Raw genomic sequence first — 16684 nt, 5'->3', positions numbered from 1 at the left:
CGAGAGCCCCCCCGGTCCAGCGCAGAAACCCGATTCTATCCGCGACCACGGCTCGGACGCAGGCGATCGGCTCATCGCTGTGGCAGGGAATTCCGGGCGCCGGTCGCGAATTCCGCGCCACAGTGAAAGGGGTGGGGCGGGCGGGGCTCGAACCCGCGACCAATGGATTATGAGTCCACGGCTCTAACCGACTGAGCTACCGCCCCATCGCCGCGGCATGTCCGGACTGCGGCGAGCCGATGTTACCGTGCCGCCGCCGTGAGGTGGCACGCGGGATGCGGCGCGAATCTCGGGGCTTCCGCGGCGTCGCGTCCTTGTCGCCTTGGGCTTTCGAGACGCCCCGCTTCGGCCGTCGGTCGTGGCGCTGGGTGTGTGGGATGACGCGGTCGCGGGTACCTCTGCTGTCAGCCGTCGTCGCTACGTGATCGCGGTTCGTGAAGGGAGCAAGGTGAGCACTCGAAATCCAGGACCGGACCCGGATGATGCACCCGCACTCGACGAGGGCGGTGGCGTTCCCGCTGGGGATACACCACCAGATGCGGGGCAGACCTCTGGCTTGTCTCATCCTCAACCGATGCCGGGACGCAGTTTGCCGGTGCTCACTTTCGTGCTGGTCGGCCTACTCATCCTGGGGATCGCGGCCTTTTTCGTCGCGCGCGTGTTCGCGCTGTTCGACTGAGGTGACTGTCGACTGTCCTTGGGCGGGCTGCCCTTCGTCGGGCGGCCCTTCGTCGGGCTGCCCTGGGTCGATCGGTCTCTCGTCGGCGACGAGTTCGTAACGTCGCCCGTAGGTTTCGACCAGCGATTGGATCGCCGCTACCACCGGCACGGAGATCAGTGCCCCGACCGCGCCGAACAGCGACGCGCCGACGATGACCGATCCGAATGCGACCGCAGGGTGGATCGACACCGTCCGCGAGGTGATTCGCGGGTGAAGGATGTAGTTCTCGACTTGCTGATAGACCGTTCCGAACACCACTACCCACACGCCGTCGATCGGCTGGGCCGCCGCCGCGATGATCGCCGGCAGGGCAATGGCGAGATATGTGCCCAGGGTGGGGACGAACTGCGAGACGACCCCGGTCCACAGCGCGAGCGGCAGCCAATAGGGGACGCCGATGATCACGAGGAAGATTCCGGTGGCGACTGCACTCACCGCGGCAAGGATCAGTCGCGACACCATGTATCCGCCGGTCTTCTCGACGGAGATTTCCCAGACCGTGGAGATGACGCGCTGTTGCCGTGCCGGGAACCAGCTCGAGATCGTCCGGCGGAGGGTGGGGCCCTGCGCGGACATGTAGAACACGAACAACAGCAGCGTCAACATCTGGAACACGACGCCGAGTAGCGAGGACAAGACGCCCAGAACCCCTGGGGTGAAACGCTGCGCAAGGTCGCGGATGGTGTCGGGGGTGAGATGAATCAAGTCGTCGCCCGTCGCGAAGTCGGTGTCGAGAACGCGATTGGACCATTCGGTGACCGAGGAGAGCGCGCCGGGCAGTGCCTTCAGCAGCTGGGCCAGCTGCTGGGCGAGCAGTGTTCCGAACAGCGCCAGGAAGGCGATGGCCGCGACGAACAGTGCGAAGAGAACCAGTCCGGTGGCGGCGCCCCGGCGAACACCTCGAGAGGCCATCCAATCGACGAGCGGCTCGATCGTGATGCTGAACAACCACGCGAGGAACAGCAGTCCCAGGAAGCCTCGCAGGTTGTGGAACAGCCAGCCCGACATCTGGTAGGCGGCGACGGCGAGGAGCACGTAGAAGACGGCCGGTCGCAGCCAGCGTGGGGCGTCGTGCGGACCGATGCCTCCGGCTGACCGGGTCCGCTCCGCCTGGCCGCCGTCCTCGCTCATCGCACACCCCGCGGTCGTTTGCTGCCGATACAGCGGGAATGTACCCGCCTGGCACGCGCACCGATCGGGATTGGCCCGGGACAGCAGAAACCCCCGCCCGGGAAGATCCGGGCGAGGGTTTCGTTGCTCCCCCGGCTGGACTCGAACCAGCAACCGTCCGATTAACAGTCGGAAGCTCTGCCAATTGAGCTACAGGGGATTATTCTGCTGTGCTTCGCCGTTCCCGGCGACGCCTGAGAAACTGTAGCGCATAGCCCTACCCCAGTACCAAATCGGCTGCCTGTCGACGTATCAGGCAGGATGGGGACGGTCGATGTGCACCGGGAGGAAGCGGGAATGATGCGGTTGTTGATCGGTATCGCGGCGGGGTACGTGCTGGGTACGCGGGCGGGACGTGCACGCTACGAACAGATCAGCCGGGCGACGAGGGCTGTGGCCACCAGTCCGGCCACCAAGAAGGTGTTGCAGGTGTCGCGTCAGAAGCTGTCCGATTCCCTGAACACGCAGCCCAAACTCGAGCCGATGAAGCCGATCGACGAGGACACCACGGTGTTCGTCCCGCACGAGCAGTTGAAGAACCGGTGAGCGCCGCAGGCGGTCAGCCGGCCATCCCGTCCCTGGTGGTGTCGCCGATCGCCTGATCGAGGAGGCTGCGGCGGTACTGCTCCAACGCGACGAGGTCGCCGAGGAGCGAGTGGAATTCGTCCGATTCGGTGGCCGGGGAGATGCGCTGAAGCTTGGACTTCAGCTCGGCCACCTGTTCACCGACCCACACCTCTTGCAGGCGCGCGAGTACGCCCGAAATGTATCGGGGCACTCGATCTTCTTCGACGGGGAGCGGCTCGACGGCGAGCTCGGAGACGAGCGATGCCGCGGTGATGTCTCCCACTCCCTTGCTGACGGCGTCGACCCATTCGCCGCCGCCGAGGCCTGCACTGGTTCCACCTGCTGAGATCATCGACTCGCGGATCATCACGTACGCCGGGTGTGTGAAAGTCTCGACGGGCAGTGAGTCGAACACCGTGCCGGCGATCGACGGGTGCTGCAGCGCGCTCTTCAGCGCCTCCCGCTGCGCCCACAGCGTGGGGTCGCTGGGCCGGGGACGGGACAGGCCCACCGGAAGCTGCGGCGCATCGCTGTCGTCCCTGCCCGCTTTGCGGCGCGGCGGAGCAGGCACCGAACCCCGCGTCGACGCCCGCTTGCGCGCCTCATCGCGCACCCGCTGACGAACGGCGGCGATATCGTCCCAACCCACCCAGCCGGACAGCTGGACGGCGTAACTGTCACGCAGCGTCGCTTCTTTGATCTGAGCCACCACCGGCACCGTGCGGCGCAGCGCCTCCACACGTCCCTCCGCGGTCTCGAGGTCGTGCTCGGTGAGGATCGACTTGACCACGAATTCGAACATCGGTGTCCGGCGCGCCACCAGATCGCGGACAGCCGCGTCACCGGACTTCTGCCGCAGTTCGCACGGGTCCATACCATCGGGGGCGACGGCCACGAAGGTTTGCCCGGCCATCTTCTGATCACCCTCGAAAGCCTTCATCGCCGCGGCCTGCCCGGCTGCGTCGCCGTCGAACGTGTAGATGATCTCGCCGCGAAAATAGCTGTCGTCCATCAAAAGACGACGCAGCATGGCGAGGTGGTCCTCACCGAACGCGGTTCCGCAGGCGGCAACGGCCGTCTTCACCCCGGCGAGGTGCATCGCCATCACATCGGTGTAGCCCTCGACCACGACCGCCTGATGCCCTTTGGCGATGTCGCGCTTGGCGAGATCCAGACCGAAGAGCACCTGAGACTTCTTGTACAGCATGGTTTCCGGGGTGTTCACATACTTCCCCGGCATCGTGTCGTCGTCGAAGAGTTTGCGCGCACCGAAGCCGATGACGTCACCCGACAGGTTGCGGATCGGCCAGAGCAGCCGACGATGGAAGCGATCGATGTGACCGCGGCGGCCGGCCTTCGACAGCCCCGCCGCCTCGAGCTCCTTGACGTCGAAACCCTTGCCCAGCAGATGCTTCGTGAGTATGTCCCAGCCGTCGGGCGCGTAACCGCAACCGAACTGCTGCGCGGCGTGCGCGTCGAAGTTGCGCTCCGTCAGGTAGTCGCGGGCCGCCTGCGCGTCCGGTTCCTGCAGACGCGCGGCATAAAATTCCTGGGCAGCGGCATTGGCCGCCACCAGCCGCGCACGAGTGCCGCGGTCGCGTTGGACGGAGGTGCCGCCACCCTCGTACGAGATCGAGTAGTTCAGGCGATCGGCCAGCTGCTCGACGGCCTCGACGAAACTGATGTGGTCGATCTTCTGCAGGAACGAGTAGACGTCGCCGCCCTCACCACAGCCGAAGCAATGATAGTGCCCATGATTGGGCCGAACATGGAACGACGGCGACTTCTCGTCGTGGAACGGGCACAGGCCCTTCATCGAGTCACCGCCGGCACGCTTGAGGGACACGTACTCCCCCACGATGTCCTCGATGCGGGTGCGCTCGCGAATGGCCGCAACGTCTCGATCAGGGATTCTGCCAGCCACGGCACACAGTCTAGGCGCTCCGCCGGGGCCGCAATTTCCGACTCGGAATCAGCAGTTCGACGGCGCCGGAATCCCCGCGAACCGGTCACCGAGGTAGCTGAACGCAGGACCCACACCGAGCACGGTGGCGCTGCCGTGGTCGGCGCCCGGGATCACGTCGAACTGAACCCTCGCGCCCTGCGCGCAGTACTTGTCGACGGTCTCGCGTACCGGCCCGATGTTCACCAGCGGATCCGCACTGCCGTGCCATACGTACATCGGCGTTCTCGGCACGCCCGGGTACAGCTGCACACTGTTCTCGTCCATGACCGACCGTCCCGAGGGATCGGTGAGGATGCTCGGACCGTCGGTGAGTTCGGCCAGCGACATGCCGGCACCGGCAGCCAGGATCGAATCGGTGCACAGGTTGCTCATCCGGTCGCGGAGCTGGAGACCCTCGTCGTTGAGGCCGTTTCCCAGGGGCGAGCGCGTCGGATACTCGCGTTCGAGTCCGATGGCGGCCGCGAAACCCAGACCGAAGGCGTCCGAGGGGGTGCCGCCCAACCGGTCGGCCAACTCGCCGATGTTCACCGGGGTACCGCCCTGGGCTGCGCCCACGATGTTGAGCTCGGGCGAGTAGGTCGGCGCGAGTGCCGCCGCCCAGTTCGTTGCCATGGCGCCACCGGAGTAGCCCGCCAACCCGACCGGGCCGGCGCCGAGACCGGTCTGCGGCAGCCGCTGCGCTGCCCGGATCCCGTCGAGGACCAGACGCCCGCCCAGCTTCGCCGCACCGTATGCACTGGATGGCCCGAGATGATCGGGCACCGCGACGGCCCATCCGCGCGCGAGAAGAGCGTTGAGGGCCGGTGTCTCCTGCAGTCCGCCGACGAACAGTTTATGCGACGGCGCGCACTGCAATCCGAGCGAATTGACGAACGGCTGGTACGAGACGAGCGGCCGGTTCACGGGAGCGCCGCGGGGCACGAGCACGGTGGTGACGGCGGCGATCGGGACGCCGGCCGAGTTGGTCGATTTGTACTGGATCTGCCAGGCCTCGGCCGTCGGGAAACCGGTCGCGGCGACGGATCTGCTGGCCAGTACGTCACCGTCGGCACGTGTCCCGACATCGGCGGGCGCGTTGTAGAACGGGTCGGGGTCGGCGAACGGATATGCCGGGGCGGCGTATCCGTTCGGAGCAGCAAGCACAGCGGCGCCGACCGCAACCACCAGGGCAGCGGACGTCGAACCGATGATCTTGCGCAGTACAGACTTCATCCGGGCTCCCTGTGCAGGTGGTGTGAGCGCTCTCGCACCGTATTCGTAGCACCGGAGCGGGCGGATTGGTCCGTTTCTCGTCAGCCCCAGCTCGCTTGCGCTCCCAGGCTGGCCTTGTCGACGCGTTCGAGCCTGCTCTCGGTGTACGACGCGATCTGGTCGACGACCACCCGGACCCGCGCGGAATCGTCGCCGGCCTTGTCCCAGGCCGGCAACAGCAGGGGATCGAGTCCCGCCGGAGCGGTGGCCAGGAGCCATTCGGCCACTCGGTGAATGCGGTCGCGCTGCCGCTCCTGCCGCGCCTTGTGACCGGAGTCGGACATCACGTAATACAGCGCAACGGTCTTCAAAAGGGCCACTTCGGAGGCCACCACCGGGGGAATCACCAGGTCCGCGTCATACCGGGCCAGCGGCTCGTCCCCGTTGACCTTCCGCGTGCCGCTGATTGCGGCCGTGGCGAAACGGCCGACCAACTCGCTGGTCAGATTCTTCAACGCGACGGCACTGGTCAGCGTTCCGTCGTAGCTGCCCACCTCCACCACCACGGGCAAAAGGCTGAGCCGATGCGCCGCCTCGACGAGATCGTCGACGACCAGCCCGGGGAACTCGGAGACACCCAGTTCCGCCAGCGCCCGCTGTTCCACCGGGTCGGCGAGGGAGCGCAGATCGATGCGCCCGGCGATCACCCCGTCCTCGACGTCGTGAACCGAATACGCTACGTCGTCGGCCCAGTCCATCACCTGCGCCTCGAGGCACCGACGATTCTCCGGTGCGCCCCTGCGCACCCAGATCAGCACTTCGGCGTCGTCGTCGTAGGCCCCGAATTTGGCACCCGGCCGGGGCCTCGTCCACGGATATTTGATGGCCGCATCCAGCGCCGCGCGCGTGAGGTTGAGTCCGGCGCTGACGCCCGAGGGGTCGAGGACCTTGGGTTCGAGGTTGGTCAGGATTCGCAGATTCTGGGCGTTACCTTCGAAGCCGCCGCAGCTCGCCGCCACCTCGTCGAGCGCCTTCTCACCATTGTGTCCGTAGGGCGGGTGGCCGATGTCGTGCGCGAGCCCCGCGAGATCCACCAGATCGGGGTCACATCCGAGTCCGTCCGCAATTCCCCGCCCGATCTGCGCGACCTCGATCGAATGAGTCAACCGGGTACGGGGTGTGTCACCGTCCCTCGGTCCCACCACCTGTGTCTTGTCCGCGAGCCGGCGTAACGCAGCGGAGTGCTGCACGCGGGCGCGGTCCCGGGAGAAATCGGAGCGGTGCTGGGCCGCGGCGATCTGGCTCCCCGGCAGACCGGCCCGTTTGGGCGGCTCGGAGACGCGCCGTGCGACGTCATGGGTCGAGTATCCGGCCATCATTGTCCTGCCGTGTAGGGGAAGTCCGCGGAGAAGTGGGTGAGCTGGTACCAGATCAGGGCCCCGGTTTCCCGCGCTATCCCGTGTAGCTGGGATTCGCGCGTGAAGACGGCCGGGCCCTGCCGGGTGGGCGCAGTCCAGGCATCGAGTCCGGCGTCGCGCGCCATCGTGCGGGTGCGTAGTGAATGCCAGGGGTCGCTGACCAGGACCGCCGAGTTGATGCCCTGCTCCCCCATGGTCTCGCTGACGGCCTCGATGCTCAGCAGGGTGTCGGACCCCTCCTCGACCGCGGTGATGCTGTCCGCGGGGACCCCGCGCGAGATCAGGTAGTTCTTACCCGACGCCGCCTCCGTGTACTCGTCACCCTCCTGCTTCCCGCCGACGGTGATGACCTCGGGAGCCACGCCTTGTTCGTACAGCTTGTAGGCCTGTTCGAGTCGGGCCTCGAACACCGACGACGGGGTCCCCGAGTACTGCGCGGCTCCCAGGACGACGATGGCGTCGGCGCTCGAGCTGTCGTCGATTCGCGCCACCTGCCATACCCGGACTGCCGTGCCGAACACCAGGGCGACGGCGATCAGGACCACTCCGACGATCACCCGGCGGGTCCACCGTGCGAACGTGCCGACGAAACCCAGACGCGCCTCGGCGCGCGGCAGGTCGTGGCGTTCACGGCTCGGTGCAGTATTCACTCCCCGATTCTGCCAGCTGCCGTCGAACTGTCCCGCTGACGACTCGCCACACCGGATAGATTTGCTGCCATGCCAGTCGCATCGTCACTCGAGCAGTTGCCGTCGTCCCGCCGACGATTCCTCGCTCCACCTGCTCGACGGTTCTCGGTCCTGGGTGCGGTCGCGGCCGTCCTCGGTGTGGTGACGATCCTGTGGGGACCGGCGGTCGCGTCGGCCGATGCACCCTTGCGGTTGCCCACTCAGGTGACGGACAACGTGGGCGCGCTGGACGAGGATCAGCGAACCGAGGTCGAGGCCGCGATCGATCAGCTCTACGACGAACACAAGGTGCGGTTGTGGGTGGTCTACGTCGCCGACTTCGACGGTCTCGGCGCAGGACCGTGGGCCGATCGCACCGCGCAGGCCTCCTCGCTCGGCGACCGGGACGCCCTTTTGGCTGTCGCCACCGTCGACCGCGAATACGCTCTCATCGCCTCGGACGGCCTCGAGGACATCACGCCCGATGAAGCGGAGAGCATCCGGGTCGACGCCGTCGAACCCGCTCTGCGCGAGGATGACTGGGCGGGTGGCGCCATCGCCGCGGCGGGCGGTCTCGGCGATGCGATGAGCGCGAGCGGCGGAATGTCGGTGCGCACACTGCTCATCGGCGGCGGCGTGGTGGCGGCGGGCGTCGGCGGAATTGTCCTGTACTCCCGTAAGAAGAAGAACGACCGGGCCGCGGACGCTGTCGCGGCCGCGAGGAACATCGACCCCGAGGACACCGACGCACTTGCCGCCCTGCCGCTGCCCACGCTGGATGAGCGGGCCAGGGAAATTCTGGTCGACACGGACAACGCGCTGCGTACCAGCCGCGAAGAACTCGACCTCGCCCGCGGCGAGTTCGGGGAGCAGTCGACCGCGTCGTTCACCACGGCGTTCGAGGAGGCGGAGGCGGCCCTGGCCGCCGCGTTCACCGTCCGGCAACGACTCGACGACGCGATTCCCGAGACTCCCCAGCAGCAGCGAGAGATGCTGATCGACATCATCTCCTCCTGCGGCCGGGCAGACCGGGAACTCGACGAACGGGTTCAGGAATTCGACGGTCTGCGAAATCTCTTGATCAACGCACCAGAGCGACTCGACGCGCTGACCCGCGACATCGTCGCGGCAAGCGTCCGCATTCCGGAGTCCACCCGCACACTCGAGGCACTGCACACCCAGTTCCCGGCCGAGACGCTGGCGTCCGTCGCGGCCAATGTGACGATGGCGCAGGAACGGCTGGCGTTTGCGGAGGAGGCAGTGAGCGAGGCGCGGGACACCATCGCCCTGCCGCCGGGAAAGCAGGGGCCGGCCGTGTCGGCGATCCGCGGTGCCGAGGGCGCACTCGAGCAGGCCCGGACGTTGCTCGACGCCGTCGATCACGCAGCCGACAACATTCGCCACGCGATCGCCGCCCTGCCCACGGTGATCACCGACCTCGAGAACGGGGTGGCCGCTGCCGCCCAGTTCACCGAGCAGGGTGCACCCCCGCTCGAGTCGGCGCGGGCCGCGGCCCAGGCAGCGCTCGCATCGGCACGCACCTCGAGGGATGCCGACCCGCTCGGCACCTTCACCGCGATCATCAAGGCAGACGCCGAACTCGACGCCGTCCTGGCAGCAGCCCAGGAATCCCGCCGACAGACCGAACGCGCGCAGCAGCATCTCGACCAGAACCTGGTGGCAGCGCAGTCACAGGTGACCGCGGCCTCGGATTTCATCGGCACCCGGCGCGGTGCAATCGGTGCGGAGGCCAGGACCCGGCTCACCGAGGCACAGCGTCATCTCGCCGCCGCGCGTCAGCTCCGCGAGACCGATGTCTCCGGCGCCCTGCAGCATGCGCAGGCCGCGTCGACTCTCGCCGTCGACGCCCTGAGTTCTGCCCGAAACGACGTGCAGGACTGGGAACTTCGTCAAGGCGCCGGGCCGGGGACCGGCGGGAACCTCGCCGGCGCGGTACTGGGCGGAATCCTGATCGACAGCGTCATGCGAGGCGGATTCAGCGGCCGCGGCAGCTGGGGAGGCCGAGGCTCCCGTGGCGGTTTCGGTAGTGGCGGATTCGGTGGTGGCGGTTTCGGGGGTGGACCGGGCTCTTTCGGTGGTCCGCGCAGCTCGGGCCGAATCAGCGGAGGCGGCCGCTTCTGACGTTCCGCGGGCCTACTCGACGTCGCTGTACGAGCGGGCACCAGCCGACCCGAACAGGGCCACCGCCAGTCCCAGAAAACCTGCGCTCCCGATCAGCAGCGCACCGCATACCAGCACATCACTCATCAATGCCCCCGTTTCGTCTGAGGCAATTACAACAGATCCCCGGTTGCGGTCGGGAATCGACCGCAACCGGGGATCTGCTCACCCTGCTCGTCTTCCGGATCAGCAGCCGAGAAGGCGCTGGGCCAGGTAGCCCTCCACCTGGTCGAGCGCGACACGCTCCTGAGCCATCGAGTCACGCTCACGGACGGTGACCGCATGATCCTCGAGGGTGTCGAAGTCGACGGTGATGCAGAACGGCGTACCGATCTCGTCCTGACGACGGTAACGGCGTCCGATGGCGCCGGCGTCGTCGAACTCGACGTTCCAGTTCTGACGAAGCGTCGCGGCCAGATCCTTGGCCTTGGGCGTCAGATCGGCGTTGCGGGACAGCGGCAGCACCGCGGCCTTCACCGGCGCGAGGCGACGGTCCAGCCGCAGCACCGTGCGCTTGTCGACGCCACCCTTCGCGTTGGGTGCCTCGTCCTCGGTGTAGGAGTCGACGAGGAAGGCCATCAGCGACCGGGTGAGGCCGGCAGCGGGCTCGATGACGTATGGCGTGTACCGGTCACCACTGGCCTGGTCGTAGTAGCTGAGGTCGGTGCCCGAGTGCGTCGAGTGCGTCGACAGATCGAAGTCGGTGCGGTTGGCCACACCCTCGAGCTCGCCCCACTCGCTGCCCTGGAAGTGGAACCGGTACTCGATGTCCACGGTCCGCTTGGAGTAGTGCGACAGCTTGTCCGCGGCGTGCTCGTACAGGCGCAGGTTGTCCTTGTTGATACCCAGGCCCGTGTACCAGTCCATGCGGTAGTCGATCCAGTACTGGTGCCACTCCTCGTCCTCACCGGGCTTGACGAAGAACTCCATCTCCATCTGCTCGAACTCGCGGGTGCGGAAGATGAAGTTGCCGGGGGTGATCTCGTTGCGGAAGCTCTTACCGATCTGGCCGATGCCGAAGGGCGGCTTCTTACGCGACGTGGTGAGCACGTTCGCGAAGTTGACGAAAATGCCCTGCGCCGTCTCGGGGCGCAGGTAGTGCATTCCCTCTTCGCTCTCGACCGGGCCGAGATACGTCTTGAGCATCATGTTGAAGTCGCGGGGCTCGGTCCAACGCCCCACCGTGCCGCAGTCGGGGCAGGCAATGACGTCCATGGTGACGTCGTCGGGGTTATCGAGACCCTTCTTCTCCGCGTACGCCTCCTGCAGGTGGTCCTGACGGTGACGTTTGTGGCAGTTGAGACACTCGACCAACGGATCGTTGAACACGCCGACGTGGCCGGACGCCACCCATACCTCACGCGGCAGAATTACCGACGAGTCGAGACCGACGACGTCTTCGCGGCTGGTGACCATGTTGCGCCACCACTGCTTCTTGATGTTGTCCTTGAGTTCGACACCCAAGGGGCCGTAATCCCAGGCCGACTTCGTGCCCCCGTAGATCTCACCGCACGGATAGACGAGGCCACGACGCTTGGCCAGGTTGACGACGGTTTCGACTTTGGATTTCGGTGCCACTCGAGTGCTCTCCATCTGGGTAATAGATGCATGGTTTACGTGCAGTTTTCGGCTCCTAGCCTATCTGCCCGTTTCCGTCCGGTTCACCCGCCTGGTTGACATGCGAATTCATGCATATCAAAATGGAATCGATTTGCAATAAGATGGGCGACGAGCTGACCGAAGGTGCTCCCCGACCATTCTGTCGCTTCGTGTCCGGCATACCGAAGGAGATCCGCTGTGAGCGTGACCGATACCGGCGATCTTCATCCGTTCGACACCGCGCCGCCCGCGCCTGTGCCGTCGAAGGAGACATTGGCTGCGGCAGGTGACATTCTGCGCGCCCTCGCTGCACCGGTCCGAATCGCCATCGTGCTGCAACTCCGCGAATCGGAGCGCTGCGTGCACGAACTAGTCGGGGCGCTGGGAGTCACCCAGCCGCTGATCAGCCAGCACCTTCGCGTCTTGAAGGCTGCCGGGGTGGTGCGCGGCGAACGAACCGGGCGCGAGGTTCTCTACCGGCTCGTCGACGACCACCTCGCACACATCGTCGTGGACGCCGTCGCGCACGCCGAGGAAGGATGAGAATGCCCACCCAGAACGCCGAGCATCGCAAACCTGTGGTCGTCGGAGTGCGCGCCACCAAGCAGCGCAGTGCGATCTCCGCCCTCCTCGACGACATCGAGGAATTCCGCTCGGCACAAGAACTCCACGACGAACTCCGGAAGCGTGGAGAAGGCATCGGTCTCACCACCGTCTACCGCACGCTGCAGACGCTGGCCGATGCCGGGACGGTCGACGTCCTGAGAACAGACACGGGCGAATCGGTGTACCGCAGGTGCTCGTCGGGGCACCACCATCACCTCGTGTGCCGCAGTTGCGGCTACACCGTCGAGGTCGAAGGACCCACCGTGGAACAGTGGTCGCAGTCGATCGCCGACAATCACGGATTCTCCGACGTCAGCCACACCATCGAGATCTTCGGCATCTGCAAGGACTGCAACGCGCCGCGGTGAGCTTCAGGGGATCAGTCCCTGCCGAGCCGTGTCCGCCCCGGACAGCGCCAGAAGCAGCATCGTGGTCAGGGCCTCGTCCTCGAGGCCTGCAGCGGGGAACGTGTAGCGCAGGATGACATCAGCGAGTCGGCCGTGTCCGAACACGGCGATCGAGCCGAACTGGAGGGCGCTGTTTCGTTCGGCCACCTTCTTGTGCAGAGACGCACTGACGGGGCGATCCCAGGCGAGGACACAGGTCATCGACAACACGTCCAGTCCCTCGGTCAGGGTCATCGCACTGATCGAGCACAGCGCTCCGGCGTACTCGAAACTGAGCGAGCCGTCGTCCGCCCTGTCGACCGTGGCGAAATGAGCGAGTGCATTCTCGGCGCGCGCCAGAAGTGCCGGCGCTCCGTCGGCCGTCACTTGACGCCACCGAATCTGCGGTCCCGAGAGGCGTATTCGACGCAGGCCGCCCACAAATCGCGCCGGTCGAAGTCGGGGAACAGCTTCTCCTGATAGACCATTTCCGCGTACGCGGACTGCCAGATCAAGAAGTTGGACGTTCGTTGCTCACCGGACGGCCGCAGGAACAGGTCGACATCCGGCATGTCCGGCTCGTCGAGGTACCGGGCCACCGTCGCCTCGGTGATCTTCTCCGGATCGAGTTGTCCGGCCGCCACCCTGCGTGCGATTTCTTTCGTCGCATCGGCGATCTCGGCGCGACCACCGTAGTTGACGCACATCGTCAGGTTCATCACCGTGTTGTGCTTCGTCAACTCCTCGGCGATCTCGAGTTCCTTGATCACGCTGCGCCACAACCGTGGTCGGCGTCCCGCCCAGCGCACGCGCACGCCCATCTCGTGCATTTCGTCACGGCGCCTGCGGATCACGTCCCGGTTGAAGCCCATCAAGAAGCGGACTTCTTCTGGACTGCGTTTCCAGTTCTCCGTCGAGAAGGCATACGCCGACAGCCATTCGACACCCATCTCGATACAACCGCAGACCGCGTCCATCAGCACGGCTTCACCGCGTTCATGGCCGGCAGTCCGGGGCAGTCCCCGTTCCTGCGCCCAACGGCCGTTCCCGTCCATGACCAGCGCGATGTGCCGAGGTATCAGTTCGGTCTGCAGGCCCGGCGGCCGAGCCCCCGACGGATGCGGGTCGGGCGGCCGAATGTGGCGTTCGGCCGCACCGTCAAGCGGAGTTCGAGGTTCGCGTCGTCGAATCACGGTCCCCATCCTGCCTGACCGAATTCTCCGGCCCGACGGCCGGATGCGGACGGGACCGTTCGATCAGGGGAAGGGTGCGCAGCTGTCGTTCGAGATGCCACTGCAGGTGCGCGGCGACGAGTCCGCTGGCCTGACTGCGCAGCGGCGCCGCCACATTCTCGGTTTCCGCCCAGTTCCCACGGAACAGCGCATCCATCAGCGCGAGCACCCCGGGAGACGGGGTGGCCGCCCCGGGTGGGCGGCAGTGGGTACACACCGCGCCGCCAGCGGACACGTGGAATGCCCGGTGGGGTCCGGGCGCGCTGCACCGCGCACACTCGTCGAGTGCAGGTGCCCATCCCGCGTAACCCATAGCCCTCAGCAGGAAGGCATCGAGAATCAGCTCACACGGCCGATGGTGTTCGGCTACGGCGCGCAGCGCACCCACCGTCAGGCGGTGCAGTTGCAGCGCGGGAGCGCGCTCTTCACCGGCCAGTCGCTCGGCGGTTTCGAGGATCGCACACGCCGTGGTGTACCGGGAGTAGTCGTCGACGATGTCGGTGGCGAACGCATCGACAGTTTGCACCTGGGTGACGATGTCGAGGTTGCGGCCCGGGTACAACTGCACGTCGATGTGCGCGAACGGCTCGAGCCGGGCGCCGAACTTGGACTTCGTGCGGCGCACCCCCTTGGCCACCGCGCGTACCAGACCGTGCTGCCGGGTGAGGAGTGTGACGATACGGTCGGCCTCGCCCAGCTTGTGCTGGCGCAGGACCACCGCATTGTCTCGATACAACCTCACCGGTTCAGTCTCCCACGTCGAGGCGACCACATTCCGCAGGCCGAGCCGGATGCGACGGTCAGGGCTCGGTGCGCCTGCGCCCGCACACCCCGGCGCCGCCCGCGTCAGCTGAAACGCTGCTCGAGGTGCACCGTCACCTCCACTCCGGCACCGTCCTTACCGATCAGCGTGCACAGTGCGATCTTCAGAGGAAGCCAGTGCGGACCTTCACCCGAGGGCATCAGGGTGGCGTTGAACGGGTGGCCGTCGATCGTCCCGCCGACCTTCACCGGCCGTCGCGTTCCGAGAAGTTCGGCGGAGCCCGGCACGGTCAGGTACGTCGCGAACGCCCCGTCCTTCTGGATCGGCGCCGTGAAGGTGTGCGCGAGTGGTTGCGGGGTCTTCGGTGCGGGCATTCGTGGCTCCTCCGGTCGAGTGTGATGTTGCGGTCGAAGGTAGGACTCCCGGAGCGGGCCGGAATCATCGGTCGTGAGTCCGAAGGCCACGGGACACCCGAAAGCGCCGAAGGGTACCCTAACTCGAACGGCCCTCGACGAACGGAACACTCCCGTGGCAGCGCACGCCCCCTCACCGGAGCACACGATCACCACCCTCGACGAACTTCAGCAGGTACTAGGCGTTCCCCACCCCTCCATCGTCACCAAGCACACCGATCACACGATGCCCCTGATCCGCCGCTTCATCTCCGAGGCGCGGTTCTTCGTCCTCGCCACCGCCGACGCGAACGGTCACTGCGACTGCTCGCCGCGCGGAGACATCACACCGAAGACGATGTTCCTCGACGACCGGACCCTGGTGATCCCAGACCGGCCGGGCAATCGGCGCGCGGATTCGCACCGCAACATCCTCGACAACCCGCACGTGGGCATTCTGTTCGTCGTACCGGGAATCGACGAGGTGGTCCGCGTCAACGGAACCGCCACCCTGACCGTCGATCCCGAACTGCTGCAGTCGATGTCGATCAACGGCAAACCCGCCAACCTCGGTGTCGTGGTCCGGATCGACGAGGTCTACACCCACTGCGCCCGGGCGATCCTCCGGTCACGCATGTGGGACCCGGAGTCGTGGCCGGACCCCGACCAGATCCCGTCGCTGCGGGAAATGCATTCGGAGCAGCACGGGCTGGACCACAGCCCGGATACGCCTCGCCGACAGGAGTTCTACCGCACGCTGCTCTACTGAGGGATGTGTCTACCGAGGGGCGTGCCGGGCCAGGTCACCGCAGCCGCTCGGACACCAGAGGCACGACGGTGTCGAGTGCGTACCGCAACGACAGCACGGAGTTCGTGGAGTACGCCTTCGCGACGTTCGGATCGTCGAACACGAGGGACCGTCCGTCGCGCACCGCCGGGATCGCTTGGAACAGCGGCCGGTCCGTGACGTCGGCGGCCGGCCTGCCGACCGGGAAGACGACCACCATGTCGGCGTCCATCACGCCGAGATTCTCCTCCGACACCGGGACGGAGAACTTCACCGCCGGCTGCGCGTCCACCGCCGGATTACTGACGAATCCGAGTTTCTTCATGAACTGGAGGCGCTCGGTGTCGGCCGTGTAGGCGCCCCACCCCGCCCCCGAGAACGCGCCGACGGTGATCGTCTTCCCCGCGAACTCGGGATGGGCCGCGGCCGCTTCCGCGAATCGCCGGTCGATGTCGGCGAGCAGCGCATCACCCTGCTCCGCCGCGCCGAGAGCGTTCGCGACCATCGACACCTGGCTCTCGATCGGAGTCTTGTAGTTGTCGGCGCCCTCCGGCAGCGCGATCGTCGGCGCGATCTGCGACAGGTGGTCGTAGCGTTCCTTGTCGCCGGCACTCTTCGTGTCGAGGATGACGTCCGGTTCGAGCGCCGCAATCTGCTCGTACGACGGTTCGAGGGTTCCGATGATGGCCGGCGCGGTGGTGTACATGTTGTCCGCCCACGGTCCGACGCCGTCGCCGCCGAAGGCGACCCAGTCGCTGGCCCCGACGGGTTCGACACCGAGCGCCAGCGCGGTTTCGGCGTCACCCCACCCGAGGGCGACCACGCGCTCGGGCTTCGACTCGACTGTGACGTCGCCGAATTTCGTGGCGACGACGGCCGGAAACACGGCATCGCCGGTGCCTGCCACTGCCTCGCGTTCGCCCTCGCTGTCGCTCCCGCAGCCGGCCAACGCGAGGGCCAGCAGTGACACCGAGAAGAGACTCCTCATTCGCATAAGGCAAGGCTAACCAACACCCGGTCGGGTGCTGGTTCCGGCC

17 protein-coding genes and 2 tRNA genes are annotated in these 16684 nt (G+C 66.5%); 6 read left to right on the top strand and 13 right to left on the bottom strand.

Features of this window, described 5'->3' with window-relative positions; genetic code table 11:
• Window positions 1-132: 132 nt before the first annotated feature.
• Window positions 133-206: transfer RNA gene (locus R4P95_RS19425), tRNA-Ile, on the bottom strand.
• A gap of 152 nt (window positions 207-358) precedes the next feature.
• Between R4P95_RS19425 and R4P95_RS19420 the strand changes: the two genes are divergently transcribed.
• Window positions 359-679, top strand: a complete 321-nt coding sequence (locus R4P95_RS19420; RefSeq protein WP_397517736.1) for a DUF6480 family protein — start codon at window positions 359-361, stop codon at window positions 677-679.
• Here the strand turns inward: R4P95_RS19420 and R4P95_RS19415 are convergent.
• Window positions 620-1852, bottom strand: coding sequence for an AI-2E family transporter (locus tag R4P95_RS19415; protein ID WP_317746235.1), 1233 nt, complete (start codon window positions 1850-1852; stop codon window positions 620-622). The genes R4P95_RS19420 and R4P95_RS19415 overlap by 60 nt on opposite strands.
• 126 nt (window positions 1853-1978) lie before the next feature.
• Window positions 1979-2051 (bottom strand) — tRNA-Asn (locus tag R4P95_RS19410).
• A gap of 137 nt (window positions 2052-2188) precedes the next feature.
• On the opposite strand from R4P95_RS19410, the gene R4P95_RS19405 reads away from it, so the two are divergent.
• On the top strand, window positions 2189-2437 hold the full coding sequence (locus tag R4P95_RS19405) for a hypothetical protein (protein ID WP_109335012.1): 249 nt from the start codon (window positions 2189-2191) through the stop codon (window positions 2435-2437).
• Window positions 2438-2450: 13 nt separating this feature from the next.
• On the opposite strand, the gene dnaG is transcribed toward R4P95_RS19405, so the two are convergent.
• The 4 genes from dnaG to R4P95_RS19385 all read right to left on the bottom strand — a co-directional run bounded on the left by dnaG (window position 2451) and on the right by R4P95_RS19385 (window position 7683).
• A complete protein-coding gene (gene dnaG, locus R4P95_RS19400) occupies window positions 2451-4382 on the bottom strand; it encodes a DNA primase (RefSeq protein WP_317746236.1) in 1932 nt (643 codons plus the stop codon).
• A gap of 48 nt (window positions 4383-4430) precedes the next feature.
• On the bottom strand, window positions 4431-5636 hold the full coding sequence (locus R4P95_RS19395; protein WP_317746237.1) for a lipase family protein: 1206 nt from the start codon (window positions 5634-5636) through the stop codon (window positions 4431-4433).
• 80 nt (window positions 5637-5716) lie between these two features.
• Window positions 5717-6991, bottom strand: coding sequence for a deoxyguanosinetriphosphate triphosphohydrolase (locus tag R4P95_RS19390; protein WP_317746415.1), 1275 nt, complete (start codon window positions 6989-6991; stop codon window positions 5717-5719).
• Window positions 6991-7683 (bottom strand): YdcF family protein, encoded by a 693-nt coding sequence (locus tag R4P95_RS19385; RefSeq protein ID WP_159921493.1) that lies wholly within the window; start codon window positions 7681-7683, stop codon window positions 6991-6993. Before R4P95_RS19385 ends, R4P95_RS19390 begins: the two co-directional genes overlap by 1 nt.
• A 69-nt stretch (window positions 7684-7752) precedes the next feature.
• Between R4P95_RS19385 and R4P95_RS19380 the strand changes: the two genes are divergently transcribed.
• On the top strand, window positions 7753-9843 hold the full coding sequence (locus R4P95_RS19380) for a TPM domain-containing protein (protein WP_317746239.1): 2091 nt from the start codon (window positions 7753-7755) through the stop codon (window positions 9841-9843).
• A gap of 225 nt (window positions 9844-10068) precedes the next feature.
• Here the strand turns inward: R4P95_RS19380 and R4P95_RS19375 are convergent, their stop codons facing one another.
• Window positions 10069-11460, bottom strand: a complete 1392-nt coding sequence (locus R4P95_RS19375; RefSeq protein WP_109329028.1) for a glycine--tRNA ligase — start codon at window positions 11458-11460, stop codon at window positions 10069-10071.
• A gap of 219 nt (window positions 11461-11679) precedes the next feature.
• On the opposite strand from R4P95_RS19375, the gene R4P95_RS19370 reads away from it, so the two are divergent.
• Complete coding sequence (locus R4P95_RS19370; protein ID WP_159921489.1) at window positions 11680-12024, top strand: ArsR/SmtB family transcription factor; 345 nt, start codon at window positions 11680-11682, stop codon at window positions 12022-12024.
• Window positions 12025-12026: 2 nt separating this feature from the next.
• A complete protein-coding gene (locus R4P95_RS19365; RefSeq protein ID WP_317746240.1) occupies window positions 12027-12455 on the top strand; it encodes a Fur family transcriptional regulator in 429 nt (142 codons plus the stop codon).
• A gap of 3 nt (window positions 12456-12458) precedes the next feature.
• Here R4P95_RS19365 and R4P95_RS19360 read toward each other — a convergent pair whose 3' ends face one another.
• The 4 genes from R4P95_RS19360 to R4P95_RS19345 form a co-directional block, all read right to left on the bottom strand.
• On the bottom strand, window positions 12459-12860 hold the full coding sequence (locus R4P95_RS19360; RefSeq protein WP_109329022.1) for a hypothetical protein: 402 nt from the start codon (window positions 12858-12860) through the stop codon (window positions 12459-12461).
• Window positions 12857-13666, bottom strand: coding sequence for an isoprenyl transferase (locus tag R4P95_RS19355; RefSeq protein WP_109329020.1), 810 nt, complete (start codon window positions 13664-13666; stop codon window positions 12857-12859). The genes R4P95_RS19360 and R4P95_RS19355 overlap by 4 nt, the downstream gene beginning before the upstream one ends.
• Window positions 13632-14447 (bottom strand): DNA repair protein RecO, encoded by an 816-nt coding sequence (recO, locus tag R4P95_RS19350; protein ID WP_109329018.1) that lies wholly within the window; start codon window positions 14445-14447, stop codon window positions 13632-13634. The genes R4P95_RS19355 and recO overlap by 35 nt, the downstream gene beginning before the upstream one ends.
• 104 nt (window positions 14448-14551) lie before the next feature.
• Window positions 14552-14842 (bottom strand): DUF1905 domain-containing protein, encoded by a 291-nt coding sequence (locus R4P95_RS19345; protein WP_213572511.1) that lies wholly within the window; start codon window positions 14840-14842, stop codon window positions 14552-14554.
• A 154-nt stretch (window positions 14843-14996) separates the two neighbouring features.
• Here R4P95_RS19345 and R4P95_RS19340 point away from each other — a divergent pair, with 154 nt between their 5' ends.
• The gene (locus tag R4P95_RS19340) at window positions 14997-15629 is read left to right on the top strand and encodes a pyridoxamine 5'-phosphate oxidase family protein (protein ID WP_317746241.1); all 633 of its coding nucleotides are present in this window, start codon (window positions 14997-14999) and stop codon (window positions 15627-15629) included.
• 34 nt (window positions 15630-15663) lie between these two features.
• On the opposite strand, the gene R4P95_RS19335 is transcribed toward R4P95_RS19340, so the two are convergent.
• Window positions 15664-16641 carry an iron-siderophore ABC transporter substrate-binding protein gene (locus R4P95_RS19335; protein ID WP_213572513.1) on the bottom strand — a complete coding sequence of 326 codons (978 nt, stop codon included), beginning with the start codon at window positions 16639-16641 and terminating at the stop codon, window positions 15664-15666.
• Between the last annotated feature and the right edge of the window lie 43 nt (window positions 16642-16684).

Origin of the sequence: Rhodococcus sp. IEGM 27 (assembly GCF_033142305.1) — a bacterium.
Taxonomy (GTDB): Bacteria; Actinomycetota; Actinomycetes; order Mycobacteriales; family Mycobacteriaceae; genus Rhodococcus_F; species Rhodococcus_F oxybenzonivorans.
Note: the sequence above shows the minus strand (reverse complement) of the source record. Positions and strands in the feature narration are given on the sequence as shown.

Excerpts from the sequence above, each read along its gene's own strand:
- R4P95_RS19365 (WP_317746240.1), top strand. The coding sequence starts at position 12,027 with ATGCCCACCCAGAACGCCGAGCATCGCAAACCTGTGGTCGTCGGAGTG.
- R4P95_RS19345 (WP_213572511.1), bottom strand. The coding sequence starts at position 14,842 with ATGCCCGCACCGAAGACCCCGCAACCACTCGCGCACACCTTCACGGCG.
- R4P95_RS19395 (WP_317746237.1), bottom strand. The coding sequence starts at position 5,636 with ATGAAGTCTGTACTGCGCAAGATCATCGGTTCGACGTCCGCTGCCCTG.
- R4P95_RS19390 (WP_317746415.1), bottom strand. The coding sequence starts at position 6,991 with ATGGCCGGATACTCGACCCATGACGTCGCACGGCGCGTCTCCGAGCCG.
- R4P95_RS19405 (WP_109335012.1), top strand. The coding sequence starts at position 2,189 with ATGATGCGGTTGTTGATCGGTATCGCGGCGGGGTACGTGCTGGGTACG.
- R4P95_RS19415 (WP_317746235.1), bottom strand. The coding sequence starts at position 1,852 with ATGAGCGAGGACGGCGGCCAGGCGGAGCGGACCCGGTCAGCCGGAGGC.
- R4P95_RS19335 (WP_213572513.1), bottom strand. The coding sequence starts at position 16,641 with ATGCGAATGAGGAGTCTCTTCTCGGTGTCACTGCTGGCCCTCGCGTTG.
- R4P95_RS19380 (WP_317746239.1), top strand. The coding sequence starts at position 7,753 with ATGCCAGTCGCATCGTCACTCGAGCAGTTGCCGTCGTCCCGCCGACGA.